Annotated in this window: 18 protein-coding genes; 12 read left to right on the top strand and 6 right to left on the bottom strand. The window is 61.5% G+C overall.

All coding sequences use genetic code 11. The features are described from left to right. Positions 1 to 21: 21 nt before the first annotated feature. Together tesB and ACP7BX_RS21585 are read left to right on the top strand one after the other, a co-directional pair. The gene (gene tesB / locus ACP7BX_RS21590; protein WP_426129947.1) at positions 22 to 891 is read left to right on the top strand and encodes an acyl-CoA thioesterase II; all 870 of its coding nucleotides are present in this window, start codon (positions 22 to 24) and stop codon (positions 889 to 891) included. After that, positions 888 to 1475, top strand: coding sequence for an HAD family hydrolase (locus tag ACP7BX_RS21585; RefSeq protein ID WP_426129949.1), 588 nt, complete (start codon positions 888 to 890; stop codon positions 1473 to 1475). Before tesB ends, ACP7BX_RS21585 begins: the two co-directional genes overlap by 4 nt. Positions 1476 to 1554: 79 nt before the next feature. On the opposite strand, the gene ACP7BX_RS21580 is transcribed toward ACP7BX_RS21585, so the two are convergent. From ACP7BX_RS21580 to ACP7BX_RS21570, 3 genes are read right to left on the bottom strand one after another with little or no spacing between them, the layout of a single operon-like run. After that, the gene (locus tag ACP7BX_RS21580) at positions 1555 to 2532 is read right to left on the bottom strand and encodes an alpha/beta hydrolase (protein ID WP_426129951.1); all 978 of its coding nucleotides are present in this window, start codon (positions 2530 to 2532) and stop codon (positions 1555 to 1557) included. Continuing rightward, positions 2533 to 3417: a KPN_02809 family neutral zinc metallopeptidase gene (ypfJ, locus tag ACP7BX_RS21575; protein ID WP_426129953.1), complete on the bottom strand. Its 885-nt coding sequence runs from the start codon at positions 3415 to 3417 to the stop codon at positions 2533 to 2535. A gap of 53 nt (positions 3418 to 3470) precedes the next feature. Beyond that, positions 3471 to 3887, bottom strand: a complete 417-nt coding sequence (locus ACP7BX_RS21570; RefSeq protein WP_426129955.1) for a lipoprotein — start codon at positions 3885 to 3887, stop codon at positions 3471 to 3473. Positions 3888 to 4065: 178 nt separating this feature from the next. Between ACP7BX_RS21570 and ACP7BX_RS21565 the strand changes: the two genes are divergently transcribed. Beyond that, entirely contained in the window at positions 4066 to 4944 is an 879-nt protein-coding gene (locus ACP7BX_RS21565; protein ID WP_033897907.1) for a DMT family transporter, read from the top strand. 2 nt (positions 4945 to 4946) lie between these two features. On the opposite strand, the gene ACP7BX_RS21560 is transcribed toward ACP7BX_RS21565, so the two are convergent. Further along, complete coding sequence (locus tag ACP7BX_RS21560; RefSeq protein WP_016976741.1) at positions 4947 to 6281, bottom strand: MFS transporter; 1335 nt, start codon at positions 6279 to 6281, stop codon at positions 4947 to 4949. A 210-nt stretch (positions 6282 to 6491) separates the two neighbouring features. Between ACP7BX_RS21560 and quiC the strand changes: the two genes are divergently transcribed. Together quiC and ACP7BX_RS21550 are read left to right on the top strand one after the other, a co-directional pair. Then, positions 6492 to 8393, top strand: a complete 1902-nt coding sequence (gene quiC / locus ACP7BX_RS21555) for a 3-dehydroshikimate dehydratase QuiC (RefSeq protein WP_426129957.1) — start codon at positions 6492 to 6494, stop codon at positions 8391 to 8393. A 78-nt stretch (positions 8394 to 8471) separates the two neighbouring features. After that, complete coding sequence (locus tag ACP7BX_RS21550; protein ID WP_033897904.1) at positions 8472 to 9113, top strand: TetR/AcrR family transcriptional regulator; 642 nt, start codon at positions 8472 to 8474, stop codon at positions 9111 to 9113. On the opposite strand, the gene ACP7BX_RS21545 is transcribed toward ACP7BX_RS21550, so the two are convergent. Next, positions 9098 to 9958, bottom strand: a complete 861-nt coding sequence (locus ACP7BX_RS21545; RefSeq protein ID WP_426129960.1) for a shikimate dehydrogenase — start codon at positions 9956 to 9958, stop codon at positions 9098 to 9100. The genes ACP7BX_RS21550 and ACP7BX_RS21545 overlap by 16 nt on opposite strands. Beyond that, complete coding sequence (gene aroQ, locus ACP7BX_RS21540; protein ID WP_010206717.1) at positions 9955 to 10404, bottom strand: type II 3-dehydroquinate dehydratase; 450 nt, start codon at positions 10402 to 10404, stop codon at positions 9955 to 9957. Before aroQ ends, ACP7BX_RS21545 begins: the two co-directional genes overlap by 4 nt. Positions 10405 to 10611: 207 nt before the next feature. Here aroQ and ACP7BX_RS21535 point away from each other — a divergent pair, with 207 nt between their 5' ends. The 7 genes from ACP7BX_RS21535 to ACP7BX_RS21505 all read left to right on the top strand — a co-directional run bounded on the left by ACP7BX_RS21535 (position 10612) and on the right by ACP7BX_RS21505 (position 20237). Then, a complete protein-coding gene (locus ACP7BX_RS21535) occupies positions 10612 to 11133 on the top strand; it encodes an RNA polymerase sigma factor (protein WP_028618031.1) in 522 nt (173 codons plus the stop codon). A 63-nt stretch (positions 11134 to 11196) separates the two neighbouring features. Then, positions 11197 to 12195, top strand: coding sequence for a FecR family protein (locus tag ACP7BX_RS21530; protein ID WP_426129962.1), 999 nt, complete (start codon positions 11197 to 11199; stop codon positions 12193 to 12195). A gap of 149 nt (positions 12196 to 12344) precedes the next feature. Continuing rightward, positions 12345 to 15002, top strand: coding sequence for a TonB-dependent hemoglobin/transferrin/lactoferrin family receptor (locus ACP7BX_RS21525; RefSeq protein ID WP_426129964.1), 2658 nt, complete (start codon positions 12345 to 12347; stop codon positions 15000 to 15002). Between the two features lie 81 nt (positions 15003 to 15083). After that, on the top strand, positions 15084 to 15704 hold the full coding sequence (locus ACP7BX_RS21520; RefSeq protein ID WP_033897897.1) for a heme acquisition protein HasA: 621 nt from the start codon (positions 15084 to 15086) through the stop codon (positions 15702 to 15704). Positions 15705 to 15865: 161 nt separating this feature from the next. Beyond that, complete coding sequence (locus tag ACP7BX_RS21515) at positions 15866 to 17602, top strand: type I secretion system permease/ATPase (RefSeq protein ID WP_426129966.1); 1737 nt, start codon at positions 15866 to 15868, stop codon at positions 17600 to 17602. Continuing rightward, positions 17599 to 18924: an HlyD family type I secretion periplasmic adaptor subunit gene (locus ACP7BX_RS21510; RefSeq protein WP_426129968.1), complete on the top strand. Its 1326-nt coding sequence runs from the start codon at positions 17599 to 17601 to the stop codon at positions 18922 to 18924. The genes ACP7BX_RS21515 and ACP7BX_RS21510 overlap by 4 nt, the downstream gene beginning before the upstream one ends. Next, complete coding sequence (locus ACP7BX_RS21505) at positions 18921 to 20237, top strand: TolC family outer membrane protein (protein ID WP_426129970.1); 1317 nt, start codon at positions 18921 to 18923, stop codon at positions 20235 to 20237. Before ACP7BX_RS21510 ends, ACP7BX_RS21505 begins: the two co-directional genes overlap by 4 nt. The last annotated feature ends 119 nt before the right edge of the window (positions 20238 to 20356 follow it).

Raw genomic sequence — 20356 nt, 5'->3', positions numbered from 1 at the left:
ATAGATTGTAGGAGTTGCTCTATGAGCCAAGTATTGGAAGATCTGGTGGACCTGCTGACCCTGGAGCCGATCGAGGAAAACCTCTTTCGCGGCCGCAGCCAAGACCTGGGTTTTCGCCAACTGTTCGGCGGCCAGGTGCTCGGCCAGTCGCTGTCGGCCGCCAGCCAGACCGTAGAAGAAGCGCGGCACGTGCATTCCCTGCACGGTTACTTCCTGCGTCCCGGCGATGCGAAGTTGCCGGTGGTGTATTCAGTGGACCGTGTGCGTGATGGCGGCAGTTTCAGCACGCGCCGTGTGACCGCGATCCAGAAGGGCCACCCGATCTTCACTTGCACTACCTCGTTCCAGTACGACGAACAAGGCTTCGACCACCAGACCACCATGCCTGTGGTAGTGGGCCCGGAAAACCTGCCGTCGGAGCTGGAGCTGACCCACCAGCGCGCGCACCTGATCCCCGAGCCCATGCGCGACAAGCTGCTGTGCCCCAAGCCGATCGAAGTGCGCCCGGTCACCGAAAAAGACCCGTTCAACCCGCAGCCGTCCGACCCGGTCAAGTACGTGTGGTTCCGTGCCGACGGCGCCCTGGCCGACTCGCCGGCGCTGCATAAATACCTGCTGGCCTACGCCTCGGACTTCGGCCTGCTGACCACCTCCTTGCTGCCCCATGGCAAGACGGTCTGGCAGAAAGACATGCAAGTCGCCAGCCTCGACCACGCGCTGTGGTTCCACGCCGACCTGCGTGCCGATGACTGGTTGCTCTACGCCATGGACAGCCCATGGGCCGGTAATTCCCGGGGTTTCTCCCGTGGCAGTGTGTACAACCGCGCCGGGCAACTGGTGGCCTCGGTGACCCAGGAAGGCCTGATCCGCCATCGCAAGGATTGGGCATGAGCCTGTCGGAGGTAAAACACTGGGTGTTCGACATGGACGGCACCCTCACGGTGGCCGTGCATGACTTCGCGGCTATTCGCGTGGCCCTGGATATTCCGCCCGAGGACGACATCCTCACGCACCTGGCGGCGTTGCCAGCGGATGTCGCGGCGGCCAAGCATGCCTGGTTGCTGGAGCATGAGCGCGAGTTGGCGCTGGGTTCGGTCGCGGCTGAAGGTGCGGTGGAGCTGGTGCGCGAATTGGCCGGGCGTGGTTACCGCCTGGGCATCCTGACTCGCAATGCGCGGGAGCTGGCGCACGTCACCCTGGAGGCGATCGGCCTGGCGGACTGCTTTGCCATCGAGGACGTGCTGGGGCGTGACGATGCGCAACCCAAGCCTGATCCGGATGGCTTGCTGAAACTGGCGGCCGCTTGGGACGTGGCGCCGAGCGAGATGGTGATGGTCGGTGATTACCGCTTCGACCTGGATTGTGGCCGGGCAGCGGGGACGCGGACGGTGTTGGTGAATTTGCCGGAGAATCCGTGGCCGGAGTTGGCAGATTGGCATGCCGAGGATTGCTCGGTGTTGCGCCGGATGATTTAGATCGGTCTCTGAAGATCCAATGTGGGAGCGAGCAAGTCGAATCGTCGCACCGCCGCTCCCACAGTTTTATCCGGTTCCGTCAGTTATTTGGAAACAGTACCTTCTGGCCTTCCGGCGACGTAAACATCCCATCCCCGTTATGCCCCACCCCCGGCACCTCCACCAACTGATGCCCCAACTGCGGATGCCGCTGCTTGAGGTAGTCAAAATAGTTATGCCCGCGAATCAGGCGATACGCGCCCTGGGTTTCGGCCTCACAGCCTTTGTCCAGCGCGTGATGGTTTGGGTCGATGTCCTGTTGGCCCAGCAGGTAGGTGATGTTGCGTGACACATACGCCTGTTCCAGCTGTTCGGCGCTCTGGCCTTGGGCGTAGGCCGGCAGGTTTTGCAGGCCGTATTTCCAGTCGTTGAAACCAGGGCAACTGGCAATGTCGAATTTCACCGGGCGCTGCGGGGTGAAGTAGGCGTAGGAGGACGGGTTGGCCACCACGTAACGCAGGCGGATGCCTTCGGTTTGCAGTTTCGGATGGTCGTGGCTGGTGAGGGCAAACCGCTGTACCACCTGGCCACCCCCGGAATGCCCGGCCACCACGATTTCTTTCAACGCAGGGAGCAGTTTGCGGTTGCCCAGGTGCTTGATGATCTGGTCGAGGGCGCCGTAGGAGCTGATTTGGCCTGGGCCGGTGGACGGCTCACCGGCCATCCAGCCGTTGTCGGTCCAACGCAGTAGCTGATTGTCCAGATGCTCGTGCCGCGCATCCGACTCAATGAGAAACCTTGGCGCGATCACCAAGGTGTTGGCCGCTTGCCCAGCATTCTCGGCTGCTTTCTCGCCGCTTTCCAGATAGGTCTGCGCATCGCGCAGGCGCCCATGCACGATGATCAACGCACGGGTGACGTTGGGCAGTGGCTGGCGCCAATCCTGGCTCAACCCCAGGCTCAGATCCCCGGCCTTCAGGGGGAAGCGATCGAGATTGGCCTCGTTGACGTTATGCCCGGCGGCCAAGGCGGAACCGGTGACCAACAAACCCAGCAGCAATCCCAATCGTTTATTCATCTAAAGGCTCTTGGCGGTAAAAGTGTCGCATTGAGTGATCTGGCCCTGGGCAAAGCCGGTCTTGAACCAGCGAACCCGCTGTGCCGAGGTGCCGTGGGTAAACGAGTCCGGCACGACGCGCCCTTGACCCTGTTGCTGCAACCGGTCATCGCCAATGGCGTTGGCCGCATTCAGTGCTTCTTCAATATCGCCCGGCTCCAGCCAGTTCAGACGCTTTTGCGCACGGTTGGCCCACACCCCGGCGAAGCAGTCGGCTTGCAGTTCCTGACGGACCAGCAGACCGCCGTCACCCTGCATCTGCCGACCTTGCTGGCGTGCCGCCTGGATCTTCGACGAGATACCCAGCAGCGTCTGCACGTGGTGCCCGACTTCGTGGGCGATCACGTAAGCCTGGGCAAAGTCGCCGGCGGCCTGGAAGCGTTGTGACATTTCCCGGAAGAAATCCAGGTCCAGGTACACCTGCTGGTCAGCCGGGCAATAAAACGGGCCGCTGGCCGAGGTGGCACCCCCGCAGGCGGAATTCACCCGGCCACGGAACAAGATCAGTTTCGGGTTCTTGTACGCCAAGCCGTTTTCCTGGAATACCTGGGCCCAGGTGTCTTCGGTATCGCCCAGCACTGCGCGGACGAAATCCGCTTGTTCATCGTTGGCCGGTGGCGCCTGGTGCGATTGCGTGCTCACCGACGGCGCCTGTTCCATCTGGCCGGTCAACTGGCCGAGGATCTGCAACGGGTCCTGGCCGGTCAGCCAACCGATGCCGACGATCAGCACAATGGCCGTCAGGCTCAGGCCTTTGCCGCCACCAAAGCGCATGCCGCCACCGCCACCGCTGTCATCGCGGGCATCCACCACGTTGTCGCTGCGTCGGCCTTTTTTCCATAGCATGGGGCAATCCTCTCGGTGAACGGTCCTACATTAATTGGGAAAGAGTATGGCTGTTAATCGCGGCAATAACCTTCGCCGGTATCGACGATCAGGCAATCCTTTTTATCCGCCAACCATTTCAAACCGGTGGCTTCGCCGTTGCCGGCGCTCAACTGCTGCGGGCCGTCTGTTCGGGTAAAGGCGATGCCATCTTCGTTGGCTGCACCCTTGAAGGTGCCGACGGCGTCATCATCCAGGCTGTATTTCATGGTCAGCAGGTAGTGACCACGGCCGATGCTGTCGTCCTTGGCGATGGTGAGGTAGAGGCCTTCGACGCCGATCCATTTGCCGACCCATTTGTCGGTGGGCGGGGTTTCTGGCACTAGGGTGGCTTGTACGGAAGCCGGCGCGGGTTTAGGCGCTTCCTTGTTTTCCTGGTTGCAGGCGGTGAGCAGGGCAAGGGCAGAAAGAGCAAAGAGGATTTTTTTCATAGCAGCAAGGCCTTGGTTAAAAAGTGTGCAACTGGGCGGTCAACGTGCAGCGTTGGACTCGAAACCCGTGATTTAGTGCGCTGTTCGCACGGTGTTTGGTTATGCTCTTGGAGCAGGCTTCGACCCGGCTGCTAGATTACCGGGTTGAGCTCGACCGCGCGCCACACACGAGAATCCGATGACCGTCAGTACCCCTTTATCCGGCGTCAACCATCCCTTCAAGGGCATTTTGCTGATTGTTTTGGCGACGTTTCTGTTTTCCAGTCACGACGCCTTGTCCAAATACCTCGCGGGGTTCTACCCGATCGTGATGGTGGTGTGGGCGCGTTACCTGGTGCACACCTTGTTGATGGCCGGGATTTTCCTGCCGCAATCGGGCCTGCGGGTATTGCGCAGCAAACGGCCGGGGATGCAGGTGGTACGGGCGTTGTGCCTGTTGGGCACCAGCCTGTTTTTTACCGCGGCGCTGCATTACATCCCGCTGGCGGAAGCCACGGCGGTGAACTTCCTGGCGCCGATCCTGGTGACGGCGCTCTCGGTGCCGCTGCTGGGTGAACACGTGACCCGTGGCCAATGGCTGGCGGTGATCTGCGGGTTTGTCGGCGTGCTGATCATCATCCACCCCGGCGGCGAATTGTTCACCCCGGCGGTGTTGCTGCCGCTGTGTTCGGCGTTGTTCTTCTGCTTCTACCAACTGCTCACGCGCATCCTCAGCCAATACGACACGCCCACCACCAGCAACTTCTTTGCCGGCCTGTGCAATACCTTGGTGATGAGTGCGATGGTGCCGTTCTTCTGGCAAGTCCCGACGCTGTGGCATGGCGCATTGATGCTGGCCCTGGGCACTTGCGGGATGACCGCGCACTTGATGCTGACCCAGGCGTTCCGCTTTGCGGCGCCGGCCTTGCTGGCGCCGTTCGGCTATTGCCAGATCGTGTTTGCGGGGTTGTTGGGCTGGCTGGTGTTCAGCCATACCCCCGACGTGACCACGGTGGTCGGCATCGGGGTGATCTGCATGAGCGGGCTGGCCGCTGCCTGGCAGCAGCGGCGTAGGTAGAGTTAGACGTCTACGGTAGGAATCTTGCGCGGCGCCATGAAGTACATCCACGTCAGCGCAATGAAGTACATCGCCGGGATCAGGGTGAACAACACGGTGTAGTTGTTGTTGGTCACCGTCAGGATATGGCCGACGATCTGGGTCATGAACATGCCGCCGATGGCCGCGCACATGCCGCCGAAACCGAACACCGTGCTCATCATGTGCTTGGGCGTGTAGTCCATCACCAGGCTCCAGATGTTCGCGGTCCAGGCCTGGTGTGCGCCGATGGCCAGGGAGATGGCAAACACCGCGACCCACAACTGGCTGGAGCCGGCCGCCATGATCACGCCGACGATGCAGCAGGCGAACAGCAGCATCGACAGCAACCGCGCCTTGATCGAGTTCATGCCACGACCGATCAGGAACGACGACAGAATCCCGCCACCCACGCTGCCAAAATCCGCCGTCAGGTAGATGATGATCAGCGGAATGCCCATCTGGGTCACGTTGATGCCCAGGTTGTATTGCTGGTTCAGGAACGGCGGCAGCCAATACAGGTAGAACCAGAATACCGGCGCGGTGAGCGCATAGGCGATGGCGAAGGCCCAGGTGCCGCGCATGCGCAGGATGCGGCTGAACGGTACGCCCGGTTGTTCCGGTTCGACTTGCTGCTGCACGTAGTCCAATTCGGATTGTTTAACGGTCGGATGATCTTCGGGGTTGTAGTACTTCAAGCCCCAGAACACCAGCCAGATCGCGCCAAGCGAGGCCATGCACAGGAACGCCGCCTGCCAGCCCCACACGTGCAGGATCAATGGCAGCAGCATCGGCGTCATCATCGCGCCGACGTTGGTGCCGGCGTTGAAGATACCGGTGGCCACTGCACGTTCACCGGCTGGGAACCACAACCGCGTGGTCTTGACGCAGGCCGGGTAGTTGGCGGCTTCGGTCAGCCCGAGGATAAAGCGGCACACCATAAAGCCAACGGCCGAGGTCGCCAGGCCGTGGGCGCCGGTGGCCAGGCTCCACAACAGCACGGCGCAGAAGAACACGCGTTTCACGCCCACTCGGTCGATCAAGCGACCCTGCAGCACAAAACCGATGGCGTAGCCGACCTGGAACCAGAAGTTGATGTTGGCGTAGTCCATCGCCGTCCAGCTCATCTCTTTGGCGAGGATCGGTTGCATGACGCCCAGCGCGGCGCGGTCGATGTAGTTGAGGGTGGTGGCGAAAAACACCAGGGCCAACATGCCCCAGCGCGTTTTACCCACGGCCAGGGCGCCGCGGATCTTGTCGCCGATGCCGGCGTGCGGGGTGCCGTGGCGCGCGGCCAGGGCGGAGTTTTGCAGAGGCATGAGGTCGTACCCGTTTTTTGAAATTTTTATGGTGTGTTCTGGGTCTGTTACGTCATCGATGGTGCGCAGTGGCTAAAAAATCGTCAATTCGCCAAAGGGGCATAGTGTTCGATAATCGCACCAAAAACTAACTGGTTCGTACATTTTAATTGCTGCGGTTAGGCTAGGGGCGAATAATTTGCCACAAACAACAATTGCCGGGAGTCGCCCATGCAACGTTCCATTGCCACTGTTTCCTTGAGCGGCACCCTGCCGGAAAAGCTCGAAGCCATTGCCGCCGCCGGGTTTGATGGGGTCGAGATCTTTGAGAACGACTTGTTGTATTACGACGGCAGCCCCCGCGAAGTTAGGCAAATGTGCGCCGACCTCGGCATTGCCATCACCTTGTTCCAGCCGTTTCGCGACTTTGAAGGCTGCCGCCGCGACCGCCTGGCGCGCAACCTGGAACGTGCCGAGCGCAAATTCGATTTGATGCAGGAGTTGGGCACCGACCTGGTGCTGGTGTGCAGCAATGCTTCGGCCGACAGCGTGGGTGATGAGCGCATTTTGCTGGATGACCTGAGCCTGCTCGCCGAACACGCTGGCCGGCGTGGCCTGCGCATCGGCTACGAAGCGTTGGCCTGGGGCAAGCATGTGAACACCTGGCAACAGGTGTGGAACCTGGTGCGCCAGGTTGATCATCCCAGCCTCGGCGTATTGCTCGACAGCTTCCACACCCTGTCGCTCAAAGGCGACCCGAGTGGGATTGGCGAGATCCCCGGTGACAAAATCTTCTTCGTGCAAATGGCCGACGCGCCGATCCTGGCCATGGACGTGCTGGAGTGGAGCCGGCATTTTCGCTGCTTCCCCGGCCAAGGTGAATTCGACCTGGCGGGGTTCCTTGCGCCGATCATCAAGAGCGGTTACACCGGACCGCTGTCCCTGGAGATTTTCAACGATGGCTTCCGCGCCGCGCCGACTCGCGCGAATGCGGCGGATGGCCTGCGCTCCTTACTGTACCTGGAAGAGAAAACCCGCGAGCGCCTGAAGCAGGAAGCCCCTGCACAACCGGTCGAGATTCTGTTCGATACCCCGGCCGCCAGCGAGTACGACGGCATCGAGTTCCTCGAATTCGCCGTGGATGAAAGCCTCGGCGCCAAGTTGACTCACTGGCTGGAACGCCTGGGCTTCGTCAAGGCCGGGCAGCACCGCTCCAAGAGCGTGAGCCTGTTGCGCCAGGGTGATATCAACCTGATCCTCAACTGCGAACCCTATTCCTTCGCCCACAACTTCTTCGAGGCTCATGGACCGTCGTTGTGCGCCACGGCGATCCGGGTCAAGGACAGCGCCAAGGCCCTGGAACGCGCGGTGGCCTACAAAGGCCAGCCCTATCGAGGGTTGGTCGGACCCAACGAGCTGGAGTTGGCGGCGGTACGTGCGCCGGATGGCAGCCTGATTTACCTGGTGGACCAGAGTGAAGGCGGCCTCTACGACACCGACTTCAACCTGCAACCTGCCGCGTCGTCCAGCGGCGGCTTGCTGCGCATCGACCATATGGCCATGGCGTTACCGGCCGACAGCCTCGACAGTTGGGTGCTGTTCTACAAGAGCCTGCTGGATTTCGAAGCCGACGACGAAGTGGTGCTGCCGGACCCTTACGGTCTGGTGAAAAGCCGTGCCCTGCGCAGCCGTTGCAGTTCGATCCGCCTGCCGCTGAACATCTCCGAGAACCGCAACACGGCGATTTCCCACGCGCTGTCGAGCTATCGCGGCTCGGGCGTGCATCACATTGCCTTCGACTGCGCGGACATTTTCGCCGAGGTGCGCCGTGCCAAAGAGGCCGGCGTGCCGCTGCTGGATATCCCGCTCAACTACTACGACGACCTGGCGGCGCGTTTCGATTTCGATGATGAGTTCCTCAGCGAGTTGGCGTACTACAACGTGCTGTACGACCGCGACGCCCAGGGCGGTGAGTTGTTTCACGTGTACACCGAACCGTTCGAAGGGCGGTTTTTCTTCGAGATCATCCAGCGCAAAAATGGCTATGCCGGCTACGGCGCGGCCAATGTGGCGGTGCGCCTGGCGGCGATGGCCAAATCGCGCAGCGGTGCGGTGCGTCAGGCGCGTTTATAACGGTGGGTCAGGTGCTTTCTTTCAGGCCGCATCGCGGCCCATAATCACGGCCTGCATAACACTGGCCGTGAGCGCACCATGACCACCGAGGCACCTCGCAAGAGTCGTAAGAACAATCCGGAAAAGACCCGCGAAAACATACTCCAGGAAGCCATCGTCGAGTTTGTCCAGCAGGGCCTTTCCGGCGCTCGCGTGGACGCGATCGCCGAGCGTATCCACACGTCCAAACGCATGATCTATTACTACTTCGGCAGCAAGGAGCAGTTGTACGTCGAAGTGCTGGAAAAGCTCTACGGCGACATCCGCAACACCGAAACCCGCATGAATCTCACGGCGCTGGAGCCGCGCGAGGCGATCCGGCGGCTGGTGGAATTCACCTTTGATCACCACGACCAGAACGTGGACTTCGTGCGCATCGTCAGCATCGAAAATATCCACAATGCCGAGTACGTGAAGCGCACCGACACCATCAAGGCGATGAACAGCAAGATCCTTGAAGGGCTGGGCGAAACCTTGCGCCGGGGGGCCGAGCTGGGCTTGTTCCGGGAAGGGCTGGAGCCGTTGGACGTGCACCTGCTGATCAACTCGTTCAGCTTTTACCGGGTGTCCAACCGCCATACCTTCAGCGAGATTTTTCAGATCGACCTGTCGGATGAGGCGGTTAAACAGCGGCACCGGGACATGATTTGTGATTCGGTGATGCGTTACTTGCAGGCTTGATCCGTCATGCTATGGAAATGCGCCAGCATGCGCTGCGCATCCGGAACTTCCCCACTGAACAGCTCAAACGCCTTCACCGCCTGAAACACCGCCATGTTGCCGCCATCCAAGGTGCGGCAACCCAAGGCGCGGGCGTCGCGCAGCAGTTCGGTTTCCAGCGGGAAATACACGATCTCCGCCACCCACAATTCAGCGCGTAGCCAGGTGGCCGGAACCGGTGTGCCCGGCAGCTTGGCCATGCCCATCGGCGTGGTGTTGACCAAGCCATCGGCCTCGGCCAGGGCATTTTCCAGTTGGCTGCCCACTTGGGCCCGACCGGCGCCGAAACGCTGTGCAAGGTTATCCACAAGGTCGCGGGCGCGGCTGCTGTCCACATCGAAAATACTCAACTGCTGCACACCTTCCGCCAGCAGCGCATGGGCCACCGCCGCACCCGCACCGCCGGCACCCATCTGCACCACGCGTTGGCGTGCTACATCCTTCAGGTTGCGTCGAAAGCCTTCGGCGAACCCCAGGCAATCGGTGTTGTGGCCGATGCGCTTGCCGTCCTTGAACACCACGGTGTTGACCGCGCCAATGCCGCGGGCCTCGTCGGACAGTTCATCGAGCAGCGGTAGGATCGCCTGCTTGCACGGGTAGGTAATGTTCAGGCCGGTGAAGTGCATCAACTCGGCGGCGTCGAGCAGGTCGGGCAGGGCGTTGGTGTCCAGGTGCAGCGGCTCAAGGTCGATCAGGCGATACAAGTAGCGCAGGCCTTGGGCATCGCCTTCCTGTTCGTGCAGGGCGGGCGTGCGGGAAGCCTGGATGCCAGCGCCAATCAGGCCGGCGAGGATGCGCGGTTTCATCGGGCCGACCCTTTGAGCAGCTGGCTGAAATGTTCCAGGGCCAGGTGATAGCCGTGGCTGCCGAAACCTGCGAGGACAGCCTTGGCAATCGGCGACACAAACGAGTGATGCCGGAACGCTTCACGGGCATGCACGTTGGAGAGGTGCACTTCGATCACCGGCACTTCACTGGCCACCAGCGCGTCGCGAATCGCCACGGAGGTGTGGGTCCAGGCCGCCGGGTTGATCACGATGCCGGCGCAACGGGCGCGGGCGCCGTGAATCCAGTCGAGCAGTTCGCCTTCGTGGTTGGTCTGGCGGAATTCGATTTTCAGCCCGAGCTGTTCGGCGCTGCGGCCACACAGGGCGGCAACATCGGCCAGGGTTTCATGACCGTAAGTGGCGGGCTCGCGGGTGCCGAGCAGGTTGAGGTTGGGGCCGTTGAGCACCAGCACGATAGGCGGCATTGGGAGTATCTCCACAGTTCTTGTTAGTTGTGCAGATAAAATGTACTGGTTAGTTAATTTGGTCAATTGATGGCGGCGGATGTGTTCGATTACCGAACTGTTAATCCGACCTTTCGCACAAACGGATCAGATTAGATATCAATTGAAAATCATTCTCGACAACGCTTAATATGCCCGCCTGTTTCCTTTACATTCCAGGGAGTCGGTTTGTCGGACGTGGATCTCAAAGGCCTGTTTCTCAAGCATGCCGATACCCTGCGCGGGTATCTGGCGCGCAAGGTACGGGACCCGCAGTTGGCCGCAGACCTGGTGCAGGAGAGTTTCCTGCGCCTGGCCGAAAAGCCGGCCGGCGAGCGCATCGACAACTCCCAGGGCTATCTCTATCGAACGGCGAGCAATCTGCTGATCGACCATATTCGCCAGGAAGCGCGGCGCAAGACAGACTCCGTGCCCCATGAGGCGCTGGCCGAGATTGAAGATGAAGTGGCCGGGTTGGAGGCTCAGGCAATGGCGCAGCAACAGCGACAGGCATTGAAGCAGGCACTGGCGGAGTTGCCGGAACGCACCCAGCAGATTTTCCGTCTCAACCGCATCGAAGGCATGACCCACGCCCAGGTCGCCCGGCACCTGGACATCTCCGACAGCTCCGTACAAAAGCACCTGGCCAAGGCGTTGGCCTACGTGATGCAGCGCCTGCAGGACGGCGAAGTGGCGCCATCCGACGAATGAGTTACCGAAATGCGCCGCCTCAGACGTCACAGCGTTACATAACGAAAAATTCGAGATTCACACGTGAATAGCCAGGGTCCGCAACAGCACAGCATTACCGAGGCGGCCGCCGAGTGGGCGGTGCGCCTGCACGCCGGAGCCCTGACCGAACAGGAGCAGGCCGAGCTGCAGCATTGGATCGCCTGCGACAGCCGCCATGAAGCGGCCTTGCGTTTTGCCGAACAGACCTGGGCGGCGTTGGGCGATGTGTACAAGGAAGAGCCCGTGCGCCGCCAGCGCCCGTCAGCGGCGCATGCGCCTGTGCGCCGAACCCAACGCCGAAGGCCATGGCAACGTGCGGCCGCTGTCGCATTGATCGTGGTGGTGGCGGGAATTAGCTGGGTGCGCGGGCCGGAGGTGTTGCTGCGCATGCAAGCCGATTACGTCACCGCGAAAGGCGAGGTGCGCACCGTGCACCTGGCCGACGGCAGCAAGGTCGAGCTGGATTCCGCCAGTGCCATCCGCCTCGACTACGACGGTGTGCAACGTCGCATCAGCCTGCTCCAGGGTTCGGCGATCTTTGACGTGGCGCCGATGGTCGGTGAGGAAACCCGGCCGTTTGTGGTGCAAAGCGCCGGGGGGCAAACCCGCGCGCTGGGCACGCGGTTTGTGGTGGAGCGTGAAGACGACAGTCAGGCGTGGGTTGGCGTGCTGGAACACAGTGTCGAGGTGTCCCTGAACGCGACGCCAAAAAAGGGTCCGTCCGACAGGGTGGTCCAGGAAGGCCTGGCCTTACGCTACAGCCCTCAGCAAGGCATCGTGCCCTTGGACCAACTCGATGTTGCGCGCGCCACCAGCTGGCGGCGCGGTGTGTTGATCTTTGATCGCCAGCCGTTGGCCACTGTCATCGAACAACTCAACCGTTACCGTCCCGGGCGCGTGGTGTTGACTGACCCGGCCCTCGGTGAGCGTGAAGTCAGCGGCGTGTTCCGCCTCGACATGCTCGACACTGCCCTTGCCACGCTGACCCAGGAACTCCAGGTGCAACGCCTGGACCTGGCAGGCCTCAGCCTGATCTATTGATGACCCGGTGGGGGCCTGCTCCCACCGCCTGAAATCCCCCCTCCTGAAAAACTTTCAAAAAATCTTACTGACTTCCTGCGCGTCGCACGTCTTGCTAGGTGAGAAGCATTCGCATAAACAAAAAACGCTTAGCGCAGGGAACAACAGAAATGTCAGCACTCAACAAGGGGCGTATCACCGTTAGCCGGTTAGCCCTGGCCATCCACTTGAGCCTGTTCGCCGTTGCGGCCCCAGTGTACGCCGCGCAACCCCAGGTGAAGGCTGCACAGCCAGCCGTGCTGATGATCGATATCCCTGCGCAATCCCTGGGCAGTGCCGTGCTGGCATTTGCCGACCAGGCCGGCCTGCAAGTGCTGTTCGACAGCCAGCGTCTGGAAGGCTTGCAGAGTACGGCGGTGAAAGGGCAATACAGCGTGCAGGAAGGCTTGGCGCGTCTGTTGGGCAACGCCCCGGTGGAGTACCGCTTCAACGGCGAGCGTCAGGTCACCCTGACCCGCGTTGAGCAGAGCGGCGCCGCCTTGGCGCTGGGCACCACCACAATCACCGGCTTGCACCCCAACGATTGGGTGTACTCGTCGCCCCGTTCGGTGAGTGTGGTCGGGCGCGAGCAACTGGATCGCAACCCGCCCCGGCATGCCGCTGAAATGCTGGAGGAGGCACCGGGCGTCTACTCGGCGGTCAGCCAGCAAGACCCCGGTTTGTCGGTGAATATTCGCGGCATCCAGGACTACGGCCGGGTCAACATGTCGGTGGACGGCATGCGTCAGAACTATCAACAAAGTGGCCACCAGCAACGCAATGGCACGCTGTATGTCGACCCGGAGTTGCTGTCTGAAGTGGTGATCGAGAAGGGTGCCACTTCCACGATGGGTGGGGCAGGAGTGATCGGCGGGGTGGCCAACTTTCGTACCGTGGAAGCGGCCGACCTGCTCAAGGACGGCAAGGAAATCGGCGGGCGCATCCGCTTGACCACGGGCTTGGGCGGGCGCAGCAACGGCACGCACTTCATCGGCAGCTCGGCGTTTGCCGTGGGCACCGACGTGTGGGACATGTTGGTGGCGGCCAGTGAGCGTCACCTCGGTGACTACAAACCCGGCACCAAGGGCAGCATTGGCGAGCTGCGCACCGGCAGTTCCTTCCTGCCGGCCAGTGAAGACCGGATCAAGAACTCCACTGTGGAATACACCGGTTCGGTGATGCGCTCGCGACTGCTCAAGCTAGGCCTCAACCTGCCGGTGGATCAGCGCCTTCAACTGAGCTACCTGACCACCGAAGTCGGCTATGACGACGTCAACATGATGACCGCCGAAAAAGCCCAGCTTTGGGAGAAACTCGGCAGCAGTGACGTCACGGCGCAGAACTTCGCGCTGGACTACAGCTACACGCCGGACAATCCGCTGATCGATTTCAAGGCCAAGCTTTATTACGTCGATACCCGCAACGATCAGTCCACGCTGACCCGTGGTAGCAGCAAGGGCTACGAGGTCACCTATCAGACCAACACCTATGGTTTCCAGGCACAGAACATTTCGACCTTTGCCTTGAGCGAGCTGTCCGTGATCAAGGCCAACTATGGCCTGGAGTTTTTCTACGACAAAGTCCGCCCGGACTCCAACCAGATGGTGGCCGCCGATTCGGCCGTGACAGCCTCGGCGGCGGAAAGCATCACGCCCAGGGGCGACCGGGCGATGGGCAGCCTGTTCACTCGCCTGGACTACGACTACGACAACTGGCTGAACCTCAACGCCGGGTTGCGCTACGACCGCTATCGGCTGCGCGGCGAAACCGGTTTGAACACCCGTACGTTCATCATTGGCACCACCCGGCAAGTGGGCTTGCCCATGACCTATGACGTGGATCGGGAAGAGGGGCATTTCTCGCCCACCTTTGGCCTGTCGATCAAGCCGGGCGTGGATTGGCTTCAACTCTTCGCCACGTACGGCAAGGGCTGGCGCCCGCCGGCAGTCACCGAAACGTTGGTGAGTGGCCGGCCACATGGCGGGGGCTCGGAGTCGATTTTCCCAAACCCCTACTTGAAGCCTGAGACGTCCACGTCCTGGGAGGTTGGCTTCAATGTGTTGAAGGAGGACCTGCTGTTCTCCGAAGACCGCGTAGGCATGAAAGTGTCCTACTTCAACACCCGCGTGGATGACTTTTCCTATATGGCCCTGGGGGTACAGCCGCCAGGTTATGGCATCGCCAATATCGGTAATGCGGCGTACGTGAACAACCTGGAGACCACGCGTTTTCGCGGCCTGGAGTACCAGCTGGATTACGACGCCGGGTTCGCCTACGGCCAGTTCAACTACACGCGCATGCTGGGTAGCAATAAGTTCTGCAGCAAGACCGCGTGGCTGGGTGGTGTGACCAAGATCCAGAAAGGGCCGGGTAGCCGGGCGCCGGTAGACGCGATGGTGCCCGATGACGTGGCGAATGCGGGGCAGAGTTGCAGCGCGATCCTGGGCTCCTCAGAGCACATGCCGATGGATCGCGGTACCGCGACGCTGGGCGCGCGCTTCCTCGAGCGCAAGTTGGATGTGGGCGTTCGCGCCCGTTACAGCGGTGGTTACTACGTCAAAGGCGGTGTCGGCGTGACGACTTCGCAAACCGGCGTGTACCCGGCCGACTGGAAGCCCTACACCGTCTATGACCTCTACAGCAGCTACCGCGCCACCGACCAGTTGACCTTGCGCCTGGCCATGGAAAACGTCACCGACCGCGCCTACCTGGTGCCGCTGGGCGACGTGTTGGCCTTCACCCTGGGGCGTGGGCGCACGTTGCAGGGCACCGTTGAATATCAGTTCTGACCGATTTTGCCCAGTGACGGGCAAAACCACAGCAGGCAGTGGCTTGCTGTGGAGATACCACCCCATGACTTGGAGTTTTGCATGAGCATTTCTATTTCATACAGCACGACCTACGCCACTAACACCGTTGCCGAGTACCTGAGCGACTGGTCGGCTTACTTTGGTGACCTGAACCACCGTGAAGGGTCGGTCAAAGAGGGTTCGAACACCGGTGGTTTCAATCCTGGCCCGTTCGATGGCACCCAGTACGGTGTGTCGAGCACTGAAAGCAACGCGGCTGTGGTAGCTAACGGTGACCTGCATTACACCTTGTTCAACCCGCCGTCGCACACCTTGTGGGGTTCGATCGACTCCCTGAACCTGGGCACCATCCTGACCGGCGGCGGGGCCGGCGGTAGCTACAGCCTCGCCGAGCAGGAAGTCAGCTTCGCCAACCTGGGCCTGTCGAGCCTGCAATCCGAAGGCCGTGACGGCCAGGTGCACAAAATCGTGTACGGCCTGATGAGCGGCGACAGCTCGGCACTGGCTTCGGCGATCGACTCCCTGCTCAAGGACATCGACCCAAGCCTGTCGATCAACTCGACGTTCGACCAACTGGCGGCTGCCGGTGTGGCCCATGTGGACTCGGCTTCGGTCGCTGCGTCCGACGTGGCGCTGGTGGGCGTGCAAGACGTGCCTCAGGACTTCGCCCTGGCCGCTTAAGCAAAAAAGCGAATGGAAGATCGCTCTCCCATTCGCCGTTTTACACACCGCTGTCGCCAAGCCTTCTAACTCTTCAGCGACGGCGGTGCCGAATTCTGCGCAGCGTCGCTTTGCCTGTCAACGCGGCGGCGCTGCCCGCTCAACCCCATGAGAATCCCCAGATGCGCCACGTCGGCAACGAAACCCTGGCCGCCCTCACGGCCTATAAAAGTGGCTTCTTCAACATCGGCCTGTTCTCGGCGGTGATCAACCTGCTGATGCTCGCCCCGGCGCTGTACATGCTGCAGGTATACGACCGGGTGCTGGCCTCGGGCAATCAGATGACCCTGTTGATGCTGACGCTGATGATCCTCGGCCTGTTCGGCCTGATGGGCGCGTTGGAATGGGTGCGCAGCCAGGTGGTGATCCGCCTCGGTACGCAGATGGACATGCGCTTGAACCAACGGGTGTACGACGCCGCGTTCGAAGCGCAACTCAAGGGCGGTACCCAAGCGGCGGGCCAGGCGCTGCATGACCTGACCACGCTGCGCCAGTTTGCCACCGGTCAGGCGTTATTCGCGTTCTTTGATGCGCCATGGTTTCCGGTGTACCTGCTGGTGATTTTCCTGTTCCACCCCTGGCTCGGTCTGTTGGCGCTGGTCGGTGCGCTGTTGTTGATTGTGCTGGCGTGGGTCAACCATCACGTCAGCCAGGCGCCGATGGCCCTGGCCAGCCAACTCTCCATCAGCGCCAGCCAGCAGGCCACGGCCAACCTGCGCAATGCCGACACCATCGAAGCCATGGGCATGCTCGCCAGCTTGCGTGCGCGCTGGTTTGGCCAGCATCAGGCGTTTTTGGCGCAGCAGAACCTGGCCAGTGAAAAGACCGCGACCGTTACCGCCTGGTCCAAGGGCGTGCGCCTGGCGCTGCAATCCCTGGTGTTGGGCCTGGGCGCTTTGCTGGCAGTACAGGGTGAGATCACGCCGGGCATGATGATTGCCGGCTCGATCCTGATGGGCCGCGTGCTGAGCCCCATCGACCAATTGATCGGCGTGTGGAAACAGTGGGGTTCGGCGCGCCTGGCGTTTGATCGGTTATCGCAGATGCTGGAGGCCAATCCCGCGCGTCCGCAGCGCATGGCGCTGCCGGTGCCCAAAGGCCAGCTAAGCGTCGAACAGATCAGCGCCTGCGCCCCCGGCAGCCGTCGACCCGCGTTGGCCAATCTGGGTTTCAATCTGGCAGCAGGGGAAGTCCTGGGCGTGATCGGGCCGTCGGGCTGCGGCAAATCCACCCTCGCTCGGATACTGGTGGGCGCCTGGGCGCCCCTGGCCGGCAAGGTGCGCCTGGATGGCGCCGACTTGGCCTTGTGGGACAAGCAGCAGTTGGGCCCGCACATCGGTTACCTGCCGCAAGACATCCAGCTGTTCGCTGGCAGCATCGCGGAAAACATCGCGCGGTTTGCTGAGGTCGACGCGGATAAAGTCCTCGCGGCTGCGCAGATGGCCGGCGTGCATGATCTGATCCTGCAACTGCCCCAAGGCTACGACACGCAATTGGGAGAAGGCGGTGCCGGGCTTTCCGGTGGCCAGAAGCAACGCGTTGCACTGGCCCGTGCGCTATACGGCCTGCCTGCGCTGATCGTGCTGGATGAGCCCAACGCCAACCTGGATGAAGTGGGCGAGCAGGCCTTGCTCCATGCTATCGCCCAGCTCAAGCAACAGCGTCGCACCGTGATCCTGATCACCCACAAACCCAACGTACTGACGCTGACCGACCAGTTGCTGATCCTCAAGGAAGGCCAGTTGCAGGCCTTCGGGCCGACGGCGCGTGTGTTGGAGGCACGGCAGAAACCGGCAGCGCCCAAACCGGTATCGACCATGAGCATGAGCTACCGCCTCGGTGAAGGAAAACAGGCATGAACCCGAGCAAACCTGTATTGATCAGCGATGCGCCCAATAATGTGTTGGCGTTGGATGACAAAAAGTACTCGCGCCTGGGCTGGCTGTTGGTACTCGGCGGTTTTGCCGGCTTCCTCGGATGGGCGGCGTTGGCGCCACTCGATAAGGGCGTGGCAGTGCCGGGCAAGGTCATGGTGTCGGGCCATCGCAAGACCGTGCAGCACCCGGCCGGGGGCATTGTCGAGCGTATCGACGTGCGCGACGGTGACGTGGTGAGCGCCGGTCAAGTGTTGTTGCGCTTGAAGGAAACCCCGTTGCGCGGGCAGATGCAGTCCCTGCGCAGCCAGTACTTGGCGTCGCTGGCCAGCGAGGCGCGCTTGAGTGCCGAAAGTGAAGGGTTGCCGGCGATCACCTTCAACCCTGAATTGCTTAACGATCCGGAGGCAGCGGGCACCTTGAGCCTGCAACGGCAGTTGTTCAATAGCCGTGCCCAGGCCTTGGCCACCGAGCAACAAGGCCTGCGTGAAACCATCGCTGGGGCCGAGGCGCAACTGCGCGGTACGCGGGATTCGCAGGCGAGCAAAGTCCAGCAGCGCGCAGCGTTGAACGAGCAATTGCAGGGCCTGCGCGAGTTGGCGCGTGAAGGTTATATCCCGCGCAATCGGCTGCTCGACAGCGAGCGACTGTACTCACAGATCGACGGCGCCATCGCCGAAGACTACGGTCGCATCGGCCAACTGCAACGCCAGGTGATGGAACTGCGCCTGCGCATCCGCCAGCTCGGCGAAGACTTCCAGAAGGACCTGCGCGGCCAGTTGGCCGAGACCCGCACCCGCAGCGATGACCTGCGCAATCGCCTGGCTTCGGCCGAGTTCGAATTGGCCAACAGCCTGGTGCGTGCGCCCGCAAGCGGCGTGGTGGTGGGGTTGGATGTGTACACCGAAGGCGGCGTGATCAAGCCTGGCCAGGCGCTGATGGACATCGTGCCCCAGGGCGAGCCCTTGCTGGTGGAAGCGCGGGTGCCGGTGCAGATGGTCGACAAGGTGCACCCCGGCCTGCCGGTGGAACTGATGTTCTCGGCCTTCAACCAATCCACCACGCCACGGGTGGCCGGTGAGGTGACGTTGGTCTCGGCGGACCGTCAGGTCGATGAGCGCACCGATGAGCCGTATTACACGCTGCGCGCCCAAGTCAACGCAGCCGGTATGCAGCAATTGGACGGTGTGCAGATCCGCCCAGGCATGCCGGTGGAAACCTTCGTCAAGACCGGCGAGCGCTCGATGCTCAACTACCTGTTCAAACCCCTGATGGATCGCACCCATATGGCCCTGGTGGAAGAATGAAGGCGCTGTTGTTTACCTTGTGTTTCGGTTGTTCCTCGGTGGCCCACGCCCTGGGTTTGCTGGATGCCTATGACTTGGCCTTGCGCAATGATCCGACGTTTCAGGCTGCCATCCAGGAGCGTGAAGGCGGTGAAGAAAACCGCGCGATCGGCCGTGCGGCGTTGTTGCCGAATTTGTCGTGGAGCTATAACAACTCGCGCAACGAGTCCGAAGTAACGGCGGGTGATGTCAAAAGCGACCGTGATTACCGCAGCTATGCGTCGACCCTGACCTTGCAGCAGCCGCTGCTGGATTACGAAGCCTATGCGCGTTTTCGCCAGGGCACCGCTCAGGCATTGATGGCCGACGAGCGCTTTCGCGGCAAGAGCCAGGAACTGGCGGTGCGGGTACTCAATGCCTACAGCCAGGCGTTGTTGGCCCAGGAACGCATTGAGCTGAGTCGTGCACAGAAGCGCGCGTATACCGAGCGCTTGCAACTCAATGATCGCCTTCTAAAAGGCGGTGAAGGCACACGCACCGATGTGCTGGAAACCCAGGCGCGTTTGAGCCTGGCCCAGGCCGAAGAAATTGAATCGCAAGACGCGCAGGACAGTGCCTTACGCGAGCTGGAAGCCATCGTCGGCCAACCGTTGCAGATCGAAGAACTGGCGCCGCTGACGCGTCAATTCGATATTCCGCCTCTGGAGCCCAATCGTTTCGAAACCTGGCGCGAGATGGCGATGGCCAACAACCCGGAGCTCAAATCCCAGCACCATGCCCTGGACGTGGCCTCCTATGAAGTGGAACGCAAACGTGCAGGCCATCTGCCCAAGGTCAGCTTGTACGCCACCAGCCGTCAGACCAACTCCGACTCGGAAAGCAGCTACAACCAGAAGTACGACACCAATACCGTCGGCATCCAGGTCAGTTTGCCGCTGTTTGCCGGTGGGGGTGTGTCGGCGTCGACCCGCCAGGCGGCGAACCAGTTGTCCCAGGCCCAATACGAGTTGGACGCGCAAACCTCGGCCACGCTGGTGGAGTTGCGCAAACAGTTCAACCTCAACACCAGTGGCGCGGCGAAAGTGCGTGCTTATGAAATGGCCGTCAGCTCTGCCACGGCTTTAGTCGCGGCGACGAAAAAGAGTGTGGCCGGTGGTGAGCGGGTCAACCTCGACGTGCTCGACGCCGAACAACAACTCTTCACCGCCCGCCGTGATTTGGCGAATGCGCGGCATGCGTATCTGCTGGCGAGGATTCAGCTGAAGTATTACGCGGGGTTGCTGAGCGAACAGGACTTGCGGGCTTTGGCGGAGTATTTCCAGCCCTCGGCATGAGTGGTTACAACCCGGCATTCGCCGGGTTTTTTGTGCTTACTAATCTGTGAAACAGCTCTGGGGAACGGAGCCGGTTGTCGGGTGACAAGGGAAAATTGTTACCTGACGGAAAATAACCT

Origin of the sequence: Pseudomonas sp. DWP3-1-3b3 (assembly GCF_049896305.1) — a bacterium.
GTDB classification, from domain to species: Bacteria; Pseudomonadota; Gammaproteobacteria; order Pseudomonadales; family Pseudomonadaceae; genus Aquipseudomonas; species Aquipseudomonas azotoformans_A.
Note: the sequence above shows the minus strand (reverse complement) of the source record. Positions and strands in the feature narration are given on the sequence as shown.

Excerpts from the sequence above, each read along its gene's own strand:
- tesB (WP_426129947.1), top strand. The coding sequence starts at position 22 with ATGAGCCAAGTATTGGAAGATCTGGTGGACCTGCTGACCCTGGAGCCG.
- ACP7BX_RS21585 (WP_426129949.1), top strand. The coding sequence starts at position 888 with ATGAGCCTGTCGGAGGTAAAACACTGGGTGTTCGACATGGACGGCACC.
- ACP7BX_RS21580 (WP_426129951.1), bottom strand. The coding sequence starts at position 2,532 with ATGAATAAACGATTGGGATTGCTGCTGGGTTTGTTGGTCACCGGTTCC.
- ypfJ (WP_426129953.1), bottom strand. The coding sequence starts at position 3,417 with ATGCTATGGAAAAAAGGCCGACGCAGCGACAACGTGGTGGATGCCCGC.
- ACP7BX_RS21570 (WP_426129955.1), bottom strand. The coding sequence starts at position 3,887 with ATGAAAAAAATCCTCTTTGCTCTTTCTGCCCTTGCCCTGCTCACCGCC.
- ACP7BX_RS21565 (WP_033897907.1), top strand. The coding sequence starts at position 4,066 with ATGACCGTCAGTACCCCTTTATCCGGCGTCAACCATCCCTTCAAGGGC.
- ACP7BX_RS21560 (WP_016976741.1), bottom strand. The coding sequence starts at position 6,281 with ATGCCTCTGCAAAACTCCGCCCTGGCCGCGCGCCACGGCACCCCGCAC.
- quiC (WP_426129957.1), top strand. The coding sequence starts at position 6,492 with ATGCAACGTTCCATTGCCACTGTTTCCTTGAGCGGCACCCTGCCGGAA.
- ACP7BX_RS21550 (WP_033897904.1), top strand. The coding sequence starts at position 8,472 with ATGACCACCGAGGCACCTCGCAAGAGTCGTAAGAACAATCCGGAAAAG.
- ACP7BX_RS21545 (WP_426129960.1), bottom strand. The coding sequence starts at position 9,958 with ATGAAACCGCGCATCCTCGCCGGCCTGATTGGCGCTGGCATCCAGGCT.
- aroQ (WP_010206717.1), bottom strand. The coding sequence starts at position 10,404 with ATGCCGCCTATCGTGCTGGTGCTCAACGGCCCCAACCTCAACCTGCTC.
- ACP7BX_RS21525 (WP_426129964.1), top strand. The coding sequence starts at position 12,345 with ATGTCAGCACTCAACAAGGGGCGTATCACCGTTAGCCGGTTAGCCCTG.
- ACP7BX_RS21520 (WP_033897897.1), top strand. The coding sequence starts at position 15,084 with ATGAGCATTTCTATTTCATACAGCACGACCTACGCCACTAACACCGTT.
- ACP7BX_RS21515 (WP_426129966.1), top strand. The coding sequence starts at position 15,866 with ATGCGCCACGTCGGCAACGAAACCCTGGCCGCCCTCACGGCCTATAAA.
- ACP7BX_RS21510 (WP_426129968.1), top strand. The coding sequence starts at position 17,599 with ATGAACCCGAGCAAACCTGTATTGATCAGCGATGCGCCCAATAATGTG.
- ACP7BX_RS21505 (WP_426129970.1), top strand. The coding sequence starts at position 18,921 with ATGAAGGCGCTGTTGTTTACCTTGTGTTTCGGTTGTTCCTCGGTGGCC.